General features: G+C 45.0%; 16 protein-coding genes. 6 read left to right on the plus strand and 10 right to left on the minus strand.

Translation table 11 applies throughout. From position 1 onward, the window contains the following. Window positions 1-290 precede the first annotated feature (290 nt). A complete protein-coding gene (locus ISR87_00765) occupies window positions 291-3191 on the plus strand; it encodes a right-handed parallel beta-helix repeat-containing protein (GenBank protein MBL7023956.1) in 2901 nt (966 codons plus the stop codon). Between the two features lie 262 nt (window positions 3192-3453). Here the strand turns inward: ISR87_00765 and ISR87_00770 are convergent, their stop codons facing one another. The 3 genes from ISR87_00770 to ISR87_00780 form a co-directional block, all read right to left on the minus strand. Further along, window positions 3454-5712: an excinuclease ABC subunit UvrA gene (locus ISR87_00770; GenBank protein ID MBL7023957.1), complete on the minus strand. Its 2259-nt coding sequence runs from the start codon at window positions 5710-5712 to the stop codon at window positions 3454-3456. Then, window positions 5712-6263, minus strand: a complete 552-nt coding sequence (locus tag ISR87_00775; protein MBL7023958.1) for a PadR family transcriptional regulator — start codon at window positions 6261-6263, stop codon at window positions 5712-5714. The genes ISR87_00770 and ISR87_00775 overlap by 1 nt, the downstream gene beginning before the upstream one ends. A gap of 198 nt (window positions 6264-6461) precedes the next feature. Next, window positions 6462-6764, minus strand: a complete 303-nt coding sequence (locus tag ISR87_00780; GenBank protein ID MBL7023959.1) for a sulfurtransferase — start codon at window positions 6762-6764, stop codon at window positions 6462-6464. A gap of 314 nt (window positions 6765-7078) precedes the next feature. On the opposite strand from ISR87_00780, the gene ISR87_00785 reads away from it, so the two are divergent. Then, on the plus strand, window positions 7079-7387 hold the full coding sequence (locus ISR87_00785) for an EthD family reductase (GenBank protein MBL7023960.1): 309 nt from the start codon (window positions 7079-7081) through the stop codon (window positions 7385-7387). Between the two features lie 89 nt (window positions 7388-7476). On the opposite strand, the gene ISR87_00790 is transcribed toward ISR87_00785, so the two are convergent. The 3 genes from ISR87_00790 to ISR87_00800 form a co-directional block, all read right to left on the minus strand. Further along, window positions 7477-7905, minus strand: coding sequence for a DUF2141 domain-containing protein (locus ISR87_00790; protein ID MBL7023961.1), 429 nt, complete (start codon window positions 7903-7905; stop codon window positions 7477-7479). Between the two features lie 119 nt (window positions 7906-8024). Next, window positions 8025-8891, minus strand: coding sequence for a LytTR family transcriptional regulator (locus ISR87_00795; protein MBL7023962.1), 867 nt, complete (start codon window positions 8889-8891; stop codon window positions 8025-8027). Window position 8892: 1 nt separating this feature from the next. Further along, the gene (locus ISR87_00800) at window positions 8893-10182 is read right to left on the minus strand and encodes an MFS transporter (protein MBL7023963.1); all 1290 of its coding nucleotides are present in this window, start codon (window positions 10180-10182) and stop codon (window positions 8893-8895) included. Between the two features lie 248 nt (window positions 10183-10430). Here ISR87_00800 and ISR87_00805 point away from each other — a divergent pair, with 248 nt between their 5' ends. Continuing rightward, window positions 10431-11813: an alpha-amylase gene (locus ISR87_00805; protein ID MBL7023964.1), complete on the plus strand. Its 1383-nt coding sequence runs from the start codon at window positions 10431-10433 to the stop codon at window positions 11811-11813. 41 nt (window positions 11814-11854) lie between these two features. On the opposite strand, the gene ISR87_00810 is transcribed toward ISR87_00805, so the two are convergent. After that, the gene (locus tag ISR87_00810; GenBank protein MBL7023965.1) at window positions 11855-12301 is read right to left on the minus strand and encodes a hypothetical protein; all 447 of its coding nucleotides are present in this window, start codon (window positions 12299-12301) and stop codon (window positions 11855-11857) included. Window positions 12302-12988: 687 nt separating this feature from the next. Here ISR87_00810 and ISR87_00815 point away from each other — a divergent pair. Both ISR87_00815 and ISR87_00820 read left to right on the plus strand, forming a co-directional pair. Next, window positions 12989-13423 (plus strand): DUF1761 domain-containing protein, encoded by a 435-nt coding sequence (locus ISR87_00815; protein ID MBL7023966.1) that lies wholly within the window; start codon window positions 12989-12991, stop codon window positions 13421-13423. Window positions 13424-13480: 57 nt separating this feature from the next. Continuing rightward, the gene (locus ISR87_00820) at window positions 13481-13708 is read left to right on the plus strand and encodes a DUF2892 domain-containing protein (protein ID MBL7023967.1); all 228 of its coding nucleotides are present in this window, start codon (window positions 13481-13483) and stop codon (window positions 13706-13708) included. 27 nt (window positions 13709-13735) lie between these two features. Here ISR87_00820 and ISR87_00825 read toward each other — a convergent pair whose 3' ends face one another. The 3 genes from ISR87_00825 to ISR87_00835 form a co-directional block, all read right to left on the minus strand. Next, entirely contained in the window at window positions 13736-14446 is a 711-nt protein-coding gene (locus tag ISR87_00825) for a sulfite exporter TauE/SafE family protein (GenBank protein MBL7023968.1), read from the minus strand. A gap of 146 nt (window positions 14447-14592) precedes the next feature. After that, a complete protein-coding gene (locus ISR87_00830; protein MBL7023969.1) occupies window positions 14593-15831 on the minus strand; it encodes a response regulator in 1239 nt (412 codons plus the stop codon). A gap of 71 nt (window positions 15832-15902) precedes the next feature. Next, entirely contained in the window at window positions 15903-16784 is an 882-nt protein-coding gene (locus tag ISR87_00835) for a ChbG/HpnK family deacetylase (GenBank protein MBL7023970.1), read from the minus strand. A gap of 337 nt (window positions 16785-17121) precedes the next feature. On the opposite strand from ISR87_00835, the gene ISR87_00840 reads away from it, so the two are divergent. Beyond that, window positions 17122-18030: a hypothetical protein gene (locus ISR87_00840; protein MBL7023971.1), complete on the plus strand. Its 909-nt coding sequence runs from the start codon at window positions 17122-17124 to the stop codon at window positions 18028-18030. Window positions 18031-18039 lie beyond the last annotated feature (9 nt).

Raw genomic sequence — 18039 nt, forward strand, 5'->3', positions numbered from 1 at the left:
ACCAACGAAAAAAACGACCAGCCACTTCACCCAGGATGAAAGACAATCAAACGCTAGCAAGGCCAATTCCTTTTCGTAACCAGGATTCGCTCATCCTTCCATAGGCTCAAGAAAGGTTTCAAGGGCACAATCATCAGATTGATTTGACACAGGTGCAGATAACTACAGGAAAGTCCCAAAAATCGCAAAATGTTCCATATGTGACAGGATTGGTTCCATCTGTGACAGCCATAGACCATCACTTCTGTTAATTTTGTAGAACAAATCTAAGATTAGGTACTGGAGGTATCATGAAAAAGCGTCTGGTTATGTGTGGGATTGTTCCACTTGTTATTTTGCTAAGTGGGTGCTATGAGATCACCGTTGTTGGTATTCCTGCTATCATCGATCCTGATGACAATTTCAGCTTTTCTATCAATGTTGATCATAGCGGAGAGTCGAATTGCGACACTGTGTATTTCAGTGCACTGCTGCCAGAAGGATGGGTCATACCCAACACTATCTATTATGCGGGACCCGTTCAGGGGGTGCTGGTATACAGTGACTCAATCACCAGCGTAATGGATCAATTTTGGCCGCCGCCTCCGAACTACATCCGTTATGGATTCCAGTCGGTGGTTTCAGACACTTTTACCACTGGTATCTACACCATGCAAGCCATTCTTTCCGTAAGCGAGACAGCTGGCCTCTATTATCTGGATTTCTCAGTTGGTGATGATGTTGGCAAGATCATTCGCAAGGTGAGTCAACATCATCCAATCTGGGTTGGTAGTTTGCCAGCCTCCATCAGTTCAGATATCTATGTCCATCCCCAAGGGGACGATCTTGCAGCAGGAGACAGTCCCCTGTCTCCCCTGAAAACAATTTCAGCTGCTCTATACCGTGCGGCTCCAGACAGTCTTGATCCTTTGACAATTCATTTGGGAACCGGTGGACACTTCAGTGCATCCTTGACTGGTGAGCATTTCCCACTGTTTATGAAGAGTCACATTTCCATTGATGGCGGGGACTTGGACGACGGCACCTTCATTGATACAGAGAATCGTACCCTGGCATTCTCTGCCGTGAATGTTCAGAATATTGCTCTACAGAACCTGGTCATTACCGGAGATGGGTGCTGCGAATCTTATTATTACGAAACAGCTATGTGGGGGGGGGGGGGATATGAATACTGGGATGGAGGAGGTGCGGTATTTGCCGAAAATTCCTCTGTCAACTTGAGCAATGTAACCATTCTTGGTGGGGGTGGGCTAGAGTTACCTGAATATTCCACATTCGATGGAAGTATAACAGCCTATGAATCGGACATTCAAATGTCTGGATGTACTGTCTCTGGTTTACAGAATCCTGAAGCCACTTTATACACACGCGGTAGTAGGACGAGCGTTCAAAACTCAACATTTTATTCCAACCTGGCATCTCCCATTGTTCAACATGGTGATAGTTTGTTTATAGATGGTGTTGACATTTACAATAATCATGTACCACTTGGATCAGACGAATACACGGGTTCAGGGGGAATTTATGCCAGTGGTGATTTTCTTGATCTACGCAATTCCACAATCACTCACAATATTGGAATAAGCGGAGGTGGCTTAAATGTGAATTGCCCGGCAACCCTGGCAGGAGTGACCATTGCATACAATCAAGCTGTAAATGGCGGTGGAATATATTTTGGGACACAAGAGCCGATCTTATTTAATTCAAACAATCGCTGCAATATCTACCAGAACCAGGCTGCGTGGGGGGATGATCTGTTTCAGTCAACCTGGTTTGAAGAGAGTTTTCATCAGGATATTGTGGTTGATACCTTCACCGTCCTGGAGCCGACCAGCGTTTTCGCCCATCCCTTTGAGGTCTTTGATTTTGACATTTTAAATGGCACCATGGTTCAGGTAAATCAAGATCTCTATGTCTCCCCTGATGGGGACGATACCAATTCTGGACTGAGCCCCGAGAATCCCTTACACACAATCTCTCATGCACTCCGCAGGAGCACGGGGGGACCAGCAGCTTGTACCATCTATCTGGCAGCTGGGGTTTACAGTACATCAACGACGGGTGAACTCTTTCCTGTCATTGTCCCAAACAGAATCACCATAAGCGGGGTGTCTCCAGAGGAAACAATTCTAGATGTGGAAGGACAGGAAGGTGGTCTCCGGTTTGAACATATCACCGGCGGAGCACAAAACTTCCATCTGCGTGGTGCAGAGAGATGGGGGATTTCTGCATATCAAAGTCATGTAGACCTCCTGAATATATCCATCTCCGGTGCACGCGAAGGGATTGATGTATGGAGTGACTATCCTTACTCAGGAGCCTCTCTGGACATCACCAATGTCTCAATCACGAATACACAAAGTTACGGTATCGATGGGCGAGTGAACCTGAATGCCAATGGACTAAAGATTATTGACAATGAAGGAAATGGACTACGAATGCGTTCCAATTATACTGAAGTTGTTGTGGCCAATAGTGTGATTGCCAATAATGGTGGTGAAGGCATGATTCTGCAGAGAGTTTTTGGTGGATCTGCTACTTTGAACCATGTGACAGTGACAGCAAATGGTCAAACTGGAATAAAGAATGGAGGTCCATTGCACATGCGGAGCTGCATTCTGAGAGGGAATGGTGGGTTAGAATACACAGCTTGGAATAATCCTGAAGACGGCAATTTGCCACAATTATTCATCAATTATTCTAATGTCGATAGTTCTGTTGTTGATGCTGTTGGAGACGTGTACTGGCAAACAGGAAATATTGATATGGATCCCATGTTCTGCAATACAGACACTTCAGATTACCGGTTGCAGGAGGGATCACCTTGTAGTGGGACTGGTCAAGATGGCAGCAATATGGGCGGCATGCCTACTGGATGCGGACCCGTCGCCATAGAGTCGTTAGCCGTTCCAGATGATTACGTTCTGGAGCAAAACTTTCCAAATCCTTTTAACCCAGTAACCACCATCGCATATGACTTGCCTGAGGAAACGGATGTCAGTCTTGTAATTTACGATATCCAGGGCCGGAATGTGGCAACACTTATCAACGCAATACAACCAGCAGGTCACTATCACGAACAATGGCGTGGTCTGAATGAATTTGGGAACCAGGCGAGCACGGGTGTGTATTTCTGTCGACTTCAGGCAGGGAAATATAGCAGGACTATAAAAATGGTGTATTTGAAATAGTCTCAAAGCTCAGCAAGCGAAGAGCGGAGATTTCTGACCATAATCAGATCTCATTTATTCAGCCTTCAATGAGAGATCTGATAAGCTCCTGATCAGGTTTTCTAATTATTGAACTCCCCACCATGACCCCAGGCTGGGAAGGCGTCCCATTCAGGGATCAGCCAGAAATAATGGCCATACGCCCAGCCACTCACTTCTCCCCGTTCTCTCCTATGGATTTGCAGTATTAATAGGCTGGACTGAAAGACCTGAGACAATTGTGTCAGGAGTGATTCAAACTCGCTTTCAAGTATCTCCCTGTGATACTGGCATCAACCTGGCAAACCTGCTCCGGTGGGCCTTGGGCAAGAATTTCCCCACCACCTCGTCCACCCTCTGGACCCAGATCGATGATCCAGTCGGCCTGTTGAATCACATCCAGATTATGCTCGATGATGAGGACACTATTTCCTGCTTCAACCAACTCATTAATGATGACCATGAGACGCTGGACATCACTCATATGCAAACCTGTGGTGGGCTCATCCAGGATGTAAAGATTACCAGCCTGATCCAGCTCAGCTGCCAGCTTTAATCTTTGGGCTTCCCCACCTGAGAGCGTGCTTAAAGATTGGCCCAGACTCAAATAGCCCAGACCGACCCGATTCAACAGTGATAATTGGGATAGGGTCTTCCTATCAGTGAAAAAGTCAAGACCATCTGCTACTGACATTTCAAGAATGTCAAAGATGGTCTTTCCCTGCCATAGGTGCTCCAGGACTTCCGCCCTGTAGCGCTTTCCCTCACACTCCGGGCAAAGAATGGTAATATCATCCAGAAAATTCATATCAACTTTTTGAAATCCCTGTCCCTTGCAGCCCGGGCAGGCTCCCTCAGAATTGAAGCTGAAGAGGGCTGGCCGAGTCCCTGCTGCCTTTGCAAAATCCTTTCTGACCTTGTCAAAGATACCTGTATATGTGAGCGGATTTGAGCGGCTGGATTTCCCGGGAGCTGATTGATCAATGACTACGGCAGGGAAACGTCCCACCAGTTCAGAGTGGACCAGACTGCTCTTCCCCGACCCTGCGACTCCCGTAATACAGCACAAAACACCAGTGGGAATATTCACTGAAACGTTCTTCAAGTTGTGGGCTGTGGCATTCCTTATCTCCATCCAGCCCTGGGGCAAGCGTCGCGCTTTTTTTCTGGTGGGGGTCGTTCTTTTCAGGGCAAGACCTGTGGGACTATCAGCCGACCTTAGCATGGATCCAGTACCTTCAAAACACAATTGGCCACCATGACGACCAGCCTTGGGTCCGATATCTACTATCCAATCAGCTGCTTCCATTATCTGGGGATCATGTTCCACAACCAGGACTGAGTTCCCTCTATCACGCAGATCATGGATGATGTCAAGCAACCGATCCGTATCCCTGGGATGCAACCCGATGGAAGGTTCATCCAGAACATACATGAGACCAGTGAGGTCACAGTCCAATTGACGTGCCATCTTTACTCGCTGGGATTCTCCTCCTGAGAGAGTCGCCACTGCTCTGTTCAGTGTCAGATACCCCACACCGATACCTATGAGGTGATGAAGAACGGACCTGATCTTTTGCACCATGACCTGAATATTGTCTGCCGATAATCCGGCGAGGAAGTCATCCAGATCGGTTAATTCCATGCCAGAGAGTTCAGCGATATTCCTGCCGTTAAGTTGGGCTGAGAGTACGGTATCATTCAAGCGGGTTCCCTGGCAGGATCTGCAATCCTGGTAGACCAGAAACTTCTGATAGGCGTCCCGGCGAGCTTTCGGTAGTTCATCTTCAGCCTTCTGGACATAGTAACTTTCGAGACGCTGGATCAGACCTTTCCATGTTTTTTTAACCTCAACGCCACTGTGATCATAGCGATACTCAACACCCTCGGTTTCGAAGAGACGTTCAATTTCCTCTTCTGTATAATCCTTCAGTTTTTTATCAGGGTCAAAGAGTCCCACACTTACAAAGGTTCGCCAGTAATAGCCACCGACCTTATAATCCGGATGAAGGATGGCTCCCTCCCTGAGGCTGAGCTCGGGATCGTACATGGCCTCTCGGTCTATTTGAATTCGCTTTCCCAGACCTTTGCAGGAGGGACACATGCCTTCAGGATGATTGAATGAAAAAACATGTGAAAACCCGACAAAGGGTTCGGCGGCTCGAGAATACAGGAGTCGCAAGTAGGTATATATCTCAGTAGCTGTCCCAACGGTGGAGCGCAGCGTTTTTCCCAGCCGCTTCTGATCGATGACGATCCCCGTTCCCAGGTTCCTGATCTCATCCACATCTGGACGGGTGAGTTTTGGCAGACGCCGCCGGGCAAAGGTGGAGAAGGTTTCGATGAGTTGGCGCTGGGCTTCGGTATAGATGGTATCAAACACCAGGCTCGATTTACCAGACCCACTCACACCGGTAACCACCACAAATTTATTGCGTGGAATGTCCAGATCGATGTTCTTTAGATTATGGGTTCGAGCTCCCCTGATCTCGATATGCTCCATTATTTTAGCTCTGCTTTTAGACCGGGAAGAAATTCATCCAGCCACTTCAGGACTCCTTCCCATTGATAGGCTGGTCGTATGGCGACGGCGAGACGGACTGCGGAACAGTTCTGTTCTGTTAAAAAATCTTTGAGTCTGCCATATCCTGCAATCATCTCCACCACGGACTCCCGGTAGAACTCCAGACATGAAATGAGTTCATCCTGCTCCAGTATATCGGCATTGTAGATACCAAGATGGAAGGGGTCCTTCAGCACCTCAGGTCGTCTCAACAAGGCGCGAAGCTTGATCTCAAGACATTCCCGTCCCGCTTCAGAAATGGAATATATCTTCCGCGCACGATTGTCTTCCGTGAGGGCTATTTCGCTGGACACCAAGTCTTGATCCTCCAGTTTTTTTAATAGTTTGTAGATGGATGACATTGACAAATCGGTCCAGGTGCGCATCTCCCGGTACTCCACATCCTTCTCGATCTGATACGGGTGTTTTGGTTTTTCTGCCAGCAAACCCAGTAGGGCAGCCTCTGCATTTGAAATCGTTTCCGGATCCATATTTCCCTCCAATTATTAGATGCCTATATTGTACTAATCCAATATCATATTGCAAGTATGTTTTTGAATCTTTTTAGATTGTGAAATCATCTCGGGCTGGGAAAAAGTTGTACTATTTATCGGGGAGAACTTAGGGAAGAAATTAATTACGAACCCACTGAGGGACCGACATCATGCTGGGTTTGTATGTCGTCTGGGTTAGCTGTTTCCTGTCCAGAGATGCACTCCCCCTGCAAGATTGATCAAATTTTCAAAACCATGTTGAGACTGGAGGTACTCGATAACCCGCTTTGATCGGACCGCATGCTGACAGATCACCACAAGGGCTTCTGTCCTTGGAATCATATCAATAGCCTGAGGAAGTTGATTCATGGGGATATTGATTACGTTTTCACCCCTGATCATGGGGGTTTCCCAGGCTTCACGCACATCCAGAATTCGAATATCACCGCCTTCGTAGATGCTAATGAATTGCAGCAGTGTAATTTCTTTACCCATCATAGGACGCTTCGTCTGATTCTATTTTATTGTAGGTATTCAATTGCTTCATCAACCTGATTCTCTCTTCTTGCTTCTCTACTTATCCTTATTCATAAAGTATTCCAGGAGGTTATGATGTGCAATGTGATTTATTTTGTCATGTTTATGCTTTACTAAGAGGTAACCCCTCATAGATTCAGGGATTCAAAAACTTGCCCGCTTACAAATGGAAATATTTTTGAGTCAAAATTCTATGCTTGATGAGGTCCAGTAAACGGCGATTGGGTCCAAGGTTTTATTCCAGCCGAATTGAAAGGATTATTATGGAAAAAGGTATGATAAAAGTAAGTGTTCTGGATGCAAATGGAGAGGGTAAAACCTTTGATATGGATTACTACCTCAACAAGCACATCCCTCTGGTAGGCGGTCTGCTTGGAGACGCTGTCAAAGGTGCATCAATTGAAAAAGGCCTGGCTGGTGGAGCTCCTGGATCCGTGGCACCATTTGCCACCATGAGCAACCTCTATTTTGAAACCGTTGGTGCCTTTCAAAATTCTTTTGGTCCAAATGTTGACCAAATCATGGGCGATTTACCCAATTTCACAAATATTGAACCCACCATTCAAATCAGTGAAGTGATGTAGCACTTCAATAGAAACTACTGTTGTATCACCCCCAGCATCATTACCAACACCGATATGCTGGGGGATTTTTCTCTCCATTTTATGATGGATTACTCTTTGAGATGAATGATTAGTTTTAAATTGGTATTGTTATCAACAGAAAATGAAACCTCTGCAAATTTTGGTGGCCCGAATCGTCCAAAAACATTGTTCGAGAAAGCATAGGGTTCTGTTGGTCTTCTATAAATATCTCGATTTAATTCATTATCACCATTCACATCCTGAAACACTGCGATGGCATAATTCCCGGCCAGGATGTTCTCAAATGTGTGAGTAGCCTTGATATCTCGAACTGGAATTGTGTCGCTGACAATGGCCTGACCCGATTTTGGAAACCCGTTTTTTCCAAACAGACCAATTATTACCGATCCTCCCCATTCCGCAACTACATCCGTGACTATTACTTCTACCACCCCACTCTGAGCATTAAGAGTCATTGCAGATAGTAATGACGCGATCACAATTATTCTGTTTTTCATATTCATCTCCTTCTCGATGATTTTAGTTAAAGATCAAAGATAGGTACGGGAATATCCGAGAATACTGCTCTGTGGTAAATGGGATTTATTTGGGGCGAATGGGACGAGTCGGACAGCAATCAGACGAAAAAACTATTTCTGCTGATGCCCCTGGATACAGGGATTCGGTCGTCGCACATACTAAAATGGATGCTATAAGCTCTGGCATTACCGGTGATTTTGGAAATCTTTTGTCTGTTTACCATATACGACCGATGACATCTTTTCATGTCTGGGAATTCAGATAGTTGAGTTTCAATGTTCTTCATGGTCGTTCGAACAAGTCTGGTCGCTATCTTCTCATTTTCAAGGTAATGAACATGGACGTAATTGTCACTGGCCTGGACAAATATCAATTCTTCCACTTCAAGCTCCATAGCGTCACTTTCAGAGTCACCAATGATCAGCTTCTTTTGCTTTGTTTCAAATTGATGTGCCAGGATCCCTGATTCAATTTGCTGTGTGATCTTCGAGGCATTTTTCTGATGTCTGTCATTGAGATATAATTCGTTTATAAAGACCATGATAGTGAGGGGGAACGCCCCCACTGAAGCAGTGATAATGATGAAAGACAATATGGCACTGGGCTCGAAACTTTGCCCTCCAACTTTGCCATGGTACACATAATTGAACAGTGCTATGGAGATGATTATCCAGAGACCATAGAGGATATCCTTTCCCACCGTCCACCTGTCTGCATCAAAAAAACCGGGGATAATTCTTGGGGTAAGTGTGTAATTGGCAAGCATGACCAATGTGGTGATCAGGCCAAACCCGAGAACATACAGTGATTTATTGACATCCATATTACCTAGACCAAAGGGTTGAAAGAATCTCAGGAATAGAAAGATGAACAGACCAAAGGAAATGGATATGAGGAGCTGATCCCTGAATCGCGAAACAAGGGGATAAGGCCTGTTGATCCATTTTAGTCTATGCGTGCCCATACTAGGTCGATTCAGCAGATTGCTTTCTTGGCTTGAGAAATGGTAGTAAGATGAGGGGTATAAAAGCTATCCAGCCATCCATAAACAGAACTTTTGCATACCCATGCAGATCTGCGTATTTGCCCTGCCACAGACTGGAATAAGAATAGACAAAATTATGAAGAGCCATGTAGCCCGTAAATTGGGTAGCTGCTACAGCCGGGCTGGTCAAACCCATGAAAACCGCAGTAGAGGTTCCCTGAACCAATCCGCTGGCAAAACTGTAGGCGATTGAAACATAAAAGAACATGTCGATGGTGACACCGGCAGTTCCATCAATCCCGGTAAACTGTCGGGCCAGAAAAAAGGTAGGGATGGTTGTTAGAACATACCAGGCACCCAGGGCTTTCCGATGTCCTACCCGGTCAGAGATCCATCCTCCCAGGACACAACCTGATGCGGCGAAAATCGTACCCAGCATGGTCAGCTTTGCGATTTGATTCTCATCCATACCCAGATCCACCTGCAGGGCGCTCCCTAGCACCAGACCCAGAGCCAATGCCCCGAAAGGCAGCAGTGAAAAGATTACACCGGCAATAGGACCTGTCCCCGATTTAAAGAAGCCCTGGAATAGCTCTTTGAAGAATTGTTTAAGGGTATTGATAATTTCTTGTGCAACACTCTCGTGGGAAACAGCTTTGTCAATCACCTCAGATGCCGGCTCCTGTAATCGTAGCGTAACAAAAAAGAGAATCAGGATCAGCATAAGCAAGACGAAGGGGAATGATAGAGCGAATCCAAACTTACCAGCGATGAGCAAGGCCCCGCTTCCACCGATAGCCTGTCCCAGATAGGAGGAACCAAACATAAATCCATTGGCAATTCCCCGTTCATTCTCTGGAAGGACCTTAATGGCCAGGGCATCAATGGCTACGTCTTGTGTGGCTGCAAAAATATTATGAATGACTATGAGGGTAGTCAGCAATTGAATATTGGCTGAATAGTCAAAAAAGACCACAATCCCGAGCGTACCTATCATAGCTGCCTGCGCTCCGGCGATCCAGGTCCGTTTCGACCCAAAGCGTTTGAATTCTATGAGATCCACCAGGGGTGCCCAGGCCCATTTTAGTCCCCAGGGGGCATAAAGGGAGGCTGTGAAAAGGCCGATCTCAGTCAGACCAACACCGCTCATGCGCAGGTGGGTTGCCAGAGCAATGGCACTGAACCCAAAGGGAATACCCTCGGATAAATAGAGAAGAGAAAATGCCAGTAGTCGGCCATTTTTTGTCTTAAGTGCGTTTTTAGATAGCATGTGATTCAATCATTTCCATCTATAATGATGTTTTTATCAGTCTTTGATATTTGAGATACCAGGAGAGTCTCAGTCTTAGGATAAGAGAAATTTCAGCTGTTAAAAATGGTTTTTTCAGGATGCGAAATACTTTTTCCAAGTAAACCCGCCTGAAACAGAGTGGCTGGACTGTTATCAGACAAGATTTGGGACTTTATTCCATGGGATTAAAAGTAGATATTAGTGAGTTTTGGTGTAAATTTTTCATTATGACTGCATTGAAACGTATAGGCCTCATAGCCCTTATTGTCTGTTTTCTGCTTGCTTGTGAAGACCCCTCATCATCTCCAGGCGAAAAATATACTCAGTATGGCAGGCCCATGGCCAACACGCCCCCCATTGAAGATATCATTATGTATGAGGTTAATCTGCGAGCGTTCAGTCAAAGTGGTGATCTGCAGGGAGTGATTCAACGCCTGCCAATTCTTGATTCAATGGGGATCAACGTGATCTGGTTGATGCCCATTCATCCCATAGGCGAAATCAATTCAGTCAATTCACCCTATTCAGTAAAAGATTATAGGGCCGTAGCAGCAGAATATGGCACTCTGGAAGACCTGAGGATGTTGACGGATGAGGCACATGCCCTGGGTATGGCTGTCATCATGGATTGGGTGGCCAATCATACTGCCTGGGACAATCCCTGGATTGAAAACAAGAGTTGGTATACCCTAGATACCAATTTTGAAATCATTTCTCCCCCAGGAACGAACTGGCAGGATGTTGCAGATCTGAATTTCTACAATGAAAGTATGCGCGATGCCATGATAGATGCCATGAAATATTGGATTTTGGAAGCAAATGTGGATGGATATCGTTGCGACTATGCCGACGGTGTCCCTCAAGATTTTTGGGCAGAAGCCCTGAACACACTCTCCGACATACCGGATCGGCAGCTTATCTTTCTGGCGGAAGGGAGTCGCCCGGACCACTACCAGGCTGGATTTGACCTCACCTATGCCTGGTCTTTTTATGGGACCATGAAAAATGTTTTTCACGGGGGTGCTTCAAGCCTTTTATTCGATACGGATGTTTCAGAGAAATTGAATATTCCCCATGGATCATCTATTTTACGCTTTAGTACCAACCACGATGAATCCGCCTGGGACGCCACACCCCTGGTCCTTTTCAATGGAAAACAGGGCGCTCTGGCCGCCTCGGTTACGACATTTTTTTTGGGTGGGGTTCCCCTGATCTACACGGGACAGGAGGTGGGCAGATTACAAACGCTTCCATTTTTCTCAAATTCACCCATCGACTGGAATACAAATCCTGACATGTTTGCCGCCTATATCCAAATGCTGCGATTCTACTCCCATTCAAATGCCGCAAAAAAAGGCGAGTTGTCCAGCTATGGAAACGAAGATGTCCTGTGTTTTACAAAATCGCTCACCGATGAGACCCTGCTCATCCTTGATAATGTCCGCAATGAAACCATCCAGTTCAGTATTCCAGAAACTCTGCAAAACACTGAATGGCAGGATGTGCTAGCCCAAGATAGTCTAGGTCTACGCACCCAGGTTTCGCTGGCTCCTTACCAATATTTTATCCTGCAACAGATAAGCGATACATTTTTAGCTTCATCCCGATAGCTGTTTGGGGAGTATGCTCATTTGATAGTTTTTAAACTGGTTCAGTTTGAAAACGTCTGACCCCCGATAATACCTCCAACATATTCCCTTAATCTGGTTACCTGGTCGGTTGCCTTTAGCCTTCCCATAGCCAGCCATCCAAAAGTTGATACAATGAGTATACCGGACAGAAAAGTCACCAGGAGCGACAACACAGGTGACTCACCAACTGTCATTTGGGAAAGTGACCACATTAAAGCTGCCAGAAAAATGACTGAACCGAGAATCACAAAAAACATGGCGAGAGTAAACAGGGATGAGTTGGGACCGATGGATTCAAAGATCATGGTCTCGTTTTCCTCGTTTTCCTCGTTTTCCAGGCGTAGCGTCATTTCGGGTGACCACCAATGGTTTTCTTCCTGTTTCACATTCAGAGATATTAAATGATTGGAAATTTGGATTGTGAACGGCTTCTCCTCAGCCTTTTGGAAATTGACAAATTTCCCCATGATTTCTTCTTGTGAAAGGGAGTGACCGTATGTTCTACGAAGGTTTATACCCACCTGAAATCCAATCTGATTTATTTAAGTGATACATTTTATCACAATTATCCTGCAATGTCAAGTGTAGGAATGATAGGGCATACCAGTTTGAATCAATGAAACGAGGTGTTTATGATAATCCTGTTTCTCAGATATGGATTTTCCCACAACCGAGTTAAGGAAAAAAAGGCCTCCGATTGGAGGCCTTTTAAGGGAGGATGTGTTACTTCAAAAAACTTATAACGAGCAAAGCATTCAAAAGAAGAAAGATGGATGTTCTCACGACTATTTGCAGTGTCTTTGATTGTTTCTTTGGATCGGTCATTATGTATAGATTCCTAATTTTATCATCATTCATTTTCGGGCAATTCATATGCATTTTCTATGCCAGTGGAACAAGGAATTATTGCCAATCATTGAGAAGCTTAAAAAAATATTTGTACCTGCTAGTTTGAATGGATGTCCAATAATGTTTCACTTGAGATTGTTGTGGATTTTCTGTGTAATCAGGGGATTTATAATGTACTTGCTCGTCTATCTATAACCAGATAACTTCATGCAATTACAGTAACAATAGGATTTGCTAATATTGCAGGGGGCTGACACCTACGCCCCTGTTATTAATGTATTTAACAGAATAATAAAGGAGTCGACATGTATGAATCAATGGTGAATTATTGGGCAGTTTTGGTCTCTGCTTTGGTCTTTTTTGGTATTGGAGCGATTTGGTATGGTCCAGTATTTGGCAAAGCCTGGATAAAATCAATGGGCTTAAGTGAAGCAGATCTGGAAGCACAGAAGGCTGAAGAGAATATGGTCATGTCATTTGGACTCATGTTTGTCTCCTCCCTACTTATGGCTCTAGCCACAGCCTATTTGATAGACTATCTCCTCTTTGTATTTCCAGATTCCGGTGCTGTAAAAGTGGGGTTAACGACTGCTTTTTTTGTATGGGTGGGCTACACATTCTCATATCTCATAACGGCTCCGGCTTTTGAGAAGCGACCCTGGTCCTATGTTTGGATCAATGGTGGCTACTGGTTGGTAGGCCTGGCGGTCACGGGCATCATCGTTGGACTTTGGCGTTAAAATATTCACATAACATTGATCAGAAAATGGTCAATTAATCGTAAACAAGAGGTTGATATGGCAGAAGAACAAAGGAATGTAGGACAAATAGACAGTATCATCAGGATCATTCTGGGTGTCATCGCCCTGGGATCCGTAATATATCATTTTGTTGGTAATGGTTTATTCCCAGTATACATACTTGTAGTGGTCATCGTTTTGGTGCCCTTCTATTTAAAGACGGGTTTAACCAAAGTTTGTCCCATCATGAAATCTATGGGTGTCTCAACCTATAAAGGGGATTAACCTCAGCTATTTAGTTTTAAAAGGACCTCAAAGTCCTAAAAACTGTATTGAAATTCCACACAGAAGAATGGTTACACCGGCAATGGCGTGTGTAAAGCGTTCCATTTTTTTCATGGGGATCATTTTAATGCCATAACTTGCACCCAGGACGATGGCTAGCATGGTTCCTATGGTTGCAATGGCAAAAACCAGAGTCACCAGAACCAAACCGATAGTGCTACCCTCTGATGCAGGATACATGAGGAGGGGGATCAAAGATTCACAGGGACCAAATACAAAAATGATAAAAAGTGCCCAGGGTGAGAAAAGTGCTTTGCCCTTCACCTTGTGGACATGGCCATGGTCTTCGATGTGTTCATGGAGATGTTCATGCTCCTCCTCTTTATGGAGGTGAACATGTGTGTGTGGGCGATTCTTAACGGCATGCATGATACCCCAGGCGGTATACAAAAGCCCCAGAATGATGAGACCCCAGGCAGCTATATCACCTCGGAAGGCTTCAAATGCTTCCAGCTTCCCCAGGGCCAATCCAAGTGAAACACCCAGGAGACCAAGTACGATGGACCCAGCCACATGCCCTACCCCACAAATAAAGGTGATTATAGCGGTTTTGATGATACTCCACTGACCGGATTTTGACATGGCCACAAAGGGTAAATAGTGGTCTGGACCGAGAACGGTATGAACAAAACCTACAGTGGCAGCAGCGGTAACGAGGGTTGAAATATCACTTTCCATTTAGCAACAGCTCCTTTTTGCGTGTATTAAGATAATGAGTCCTACTACAATTCCAATCTTGCAATTTAAACGCAGAGCATTGCTGTTGAATTACCGGGAATTATGGATGGTATCGAAAAAAGGGATTACATCCCCAGGGAGATGGATCAGGTGATCTTGAAGCTTTGTCGCTCTTGAGGTGCCACGCAAATGGTCTTCGAATTCCACTCTTTCAGTAGTTCTTGTCCAGTTTTCAATTTAGCATCAATATCATCATCGTTTTGATCAGGATCATGATGAATCAGATGCACCTCTTTGACCTCTGCATCATGAGCAAGTTTGGCAACTTGAGATACTGCCGAATGACCCCACTTACTTTTTTTGAGGTATTCCTCATCTGTATAGGTGGCATCTGTTATGAGAATATCGGTTCCCCGGATAAATTCTGTCAATTTACTCCAGTAATTTGAATTATAGTCGCGGGTGCCCTCAGGGAATAACTCATTGTCTGTGATATAGGAAACAGCTCTATTCTTGTATTCCAGACGATACCCCAGACAGGTGCCTGGATGCGATAGCAACATGGTCTTAACCAGAATATCATTGATTCTGAAGGTTTCTTCTCTCAAATCCCGAAAATAGGTTCGGGCGGCGAATTCTTTAATCCGGATTGGGAAATACACCCCATCCATCTGGGCTGAGATTAACTCACGCATGGTGACACTGCCGTGGGATGCACCAAAGACCTCAAACTCATTCCCTGGTATGTAGAGGGGAACAAAAAATGGAAGGGCGTTGATATGATCCCAGTGGGGATGTGAAATAAAAATTTTGGCGTGCAGCGCCTCTCGCTGTTGTCCCATGAGGTGATCAGACAATTGTTTGATACCAGATCCTGCATCAAGTATAAAGAGGTTGTCTTTGGGGAACTGGATTGACGTACACATGGTGTTGCCACCATAACGAAGGGACCCTTTACCTGGAACGGGTAAGGTTCCTCTTACACCCCAATAGGTTACTTCAACTTTCTCCTCAACAATATCCTGCAATTTCGAGATAAACTCATCGGTGATGAGCGGTTTGGTCAGATAGCCATCTGCTCCAAAAGAAAAGGCACGCTGTTGATCCTGTTCATAAGACTTACCAGAAAAGATCACTATCTTTAGCTTTTCCAGATCTGTCTCCTTACGTAGAAGACGGGTCAAGTCCAGGCCATCCATTTCAGGCATCATCAAATCGAGGATAGCAAGATCAGGTTTGTCTTCTATGATTTCGCTCAAGGCTTTTTTACTGGAGGTGCTGGTCTTAACCTTGGCTCCAAAATCCTCAAGCAAGGCTTTTACGACCACCAGTACATCTGGATCGTCATCGACCACGTGAATTTTTAAATTTTTAAGTACGGACATTGGTTCAACTTAATTTTATTGCCAATTAAGAACCAGCAATTTATGCACGCGAACTGATTGAAGATGAGCTGCTATTTGTATTCCTCAATCTCTGGTCGTTGCATATTCTCCAGCCCTCCATCTCTGACCAGGCTGCCGTAGGTAACCAGCTCTATTCCCCTATCCTTGACCAATAGCCTTAACTCAGGATTCAAAACGGCTTTTAGCTCATCCTGGCGGTGACGGCTCATCTCCTTAAGTCCAAATTCATTTAAATCCTGCATAGCCTGCATTTCAGGCGCATCCAGACCGACATGGACGACTTGCATATGCAAGCCCTCTCCCAGCTCAGAAACGTGGGCCAGAAGGCTGTCACTTTTGCTTCCTATTTCAGTCGCATAAGTAATGTTGGAATATATCTCACCAAAATATCCTGACATAGCCAGTCCATATTCGGCAGCCAATCCTTCCACAATCTCTCTAAGCTCCAGGGTCTGCACAGCTGCTCCCATGTGGTAGTCAACATAGTCTATATTCAGACCAGTATCCATGGCGCGGTCTATCTGGGCTCTTAATTCTCTGGTGATTTCACCCACATCTGGATTGTTCTCGAAAAGTTTGGTTCGTGATGGAAAAAAGGTTCCCACGCTATCTACAAGGCTGGGCACGACTTCTGGTCCCAATATCGGTCCCCAGCGATATCCTGCCCATTCAGCATTTAGCGTCAGATGGATACCCACACTCACCTGGGGATGCTGCTTTAGAATTTCAACAGCTTCTTCATACCAGGGACAGGCAAACATCACCGAGGTGGAAAAGGGCATACCCGTTTCGGCGACCTGTTCAATAGCCATGTTGACTGAGTGACACATCCCCATATCATCAAGACGGATGAGATAGCGGATATTCTCTTGTTGAACGGAGCAGGTCATAAGGCTGAAAATCGCAATCTGTAGAACTATTTTCTTTAACATGGAGCCCCCTCTTAAATTTTGCCAAAGATAATAGACAAATTAAGCCCTCATAAGTTTTTATCATTCAGGCCATGAGTTATTCATCAAGTGGACCCTTCAGCACCATATTAATTTGATAATATTTGGCCATTGATAACTTATAATTTTAATAGTATTCACGATGATGGCTATTGTTTGCTATATATCCAAATCAGGCGAGAACGTTTATGACAAACATCATTACCAACATAAGACCATATCATATTTTCGTAAATCGCACTGGCTTGTATTTTGCCGTTCTTGTCTGCAACCGCAGGTATCGAGACCAGGTTAAACAGTGAATTGAAAGTCCCACAAAATGAGCACACGCTATATCTTAGTCATCCTTTTCTCAGTCATTCTGCATTTCATATCGTGCGATGAAGCACCTACTGAACCCAAACCACCAGATAATACTGACACCACTGTTACTATTGCAAAAAGCCCCAAACGAGGGCTTTCCTTTGACCTGAAAGAGGTTGCGGATTTGGACACCTTGAAAAGTGGCGTTTCCTGGTGGTATAACTGGTACTTCAGCACCGATGCTCCTGATGGATATTATGCTGACTACCAGATGGAATATATTCCTATGCTCTGGGGTGGCAACACTGCTCAATCGAATCTTTCTGCGGCAAGATCCTTTATTCTGGATCACCCTGAAATTGAATATCTACTGGTCATGAATGAACCCAATTTGGTTGATCAGGCCAACCGGACACCTGCTCAAGCAGTAACAGACTGGCTCATCTACGAACAATTTCTTTTTGATCTGGCCAATGATGATGGTCGTGAACTGAAACTGGTGGGCCCAGCAATGAACTGGGGAACCATGAATAACTATTCGGACCCTGTCGTCTGGCTGGATGCGTTCTATTCGGCCTACCAGAATTCACAGGGCCGTGAGCCACGGATTGATTATCTGGCCTTCCATTGGTACGATTATGGTCTTACCCAGCAGTTGGATCGCTTGCAAAAGTATGGCAAACAAATCTGGATTACTGAAATGGCCAACTGGAATGCAAATATCGATTCTTACTCCAAGCAAATCGTCCAGATGACTGAAATGGTAGCAATTTGTGAGAGCCGCGATGATGTCTTTAGATATGCCTGGTTTATTGGCCGGGGTGGTTTGCCAGACAACCATTACACCTATTTATTCAATCTGGATCCCGGTGATTTAAACAATCTGGGATATACCTATATCAATTTGCCCTATGCGAGTGAATGAACCCCTTGA

This window comes from Candidatus Neomarinimicrobiota bacterium, from assembly GCA_016784545.1.
Taxonomy (GTDB): domain Bacteria; phylum Fidelibacterota; class UBA8477; order UBA8477; family JABMPR01; genus JABMPR01.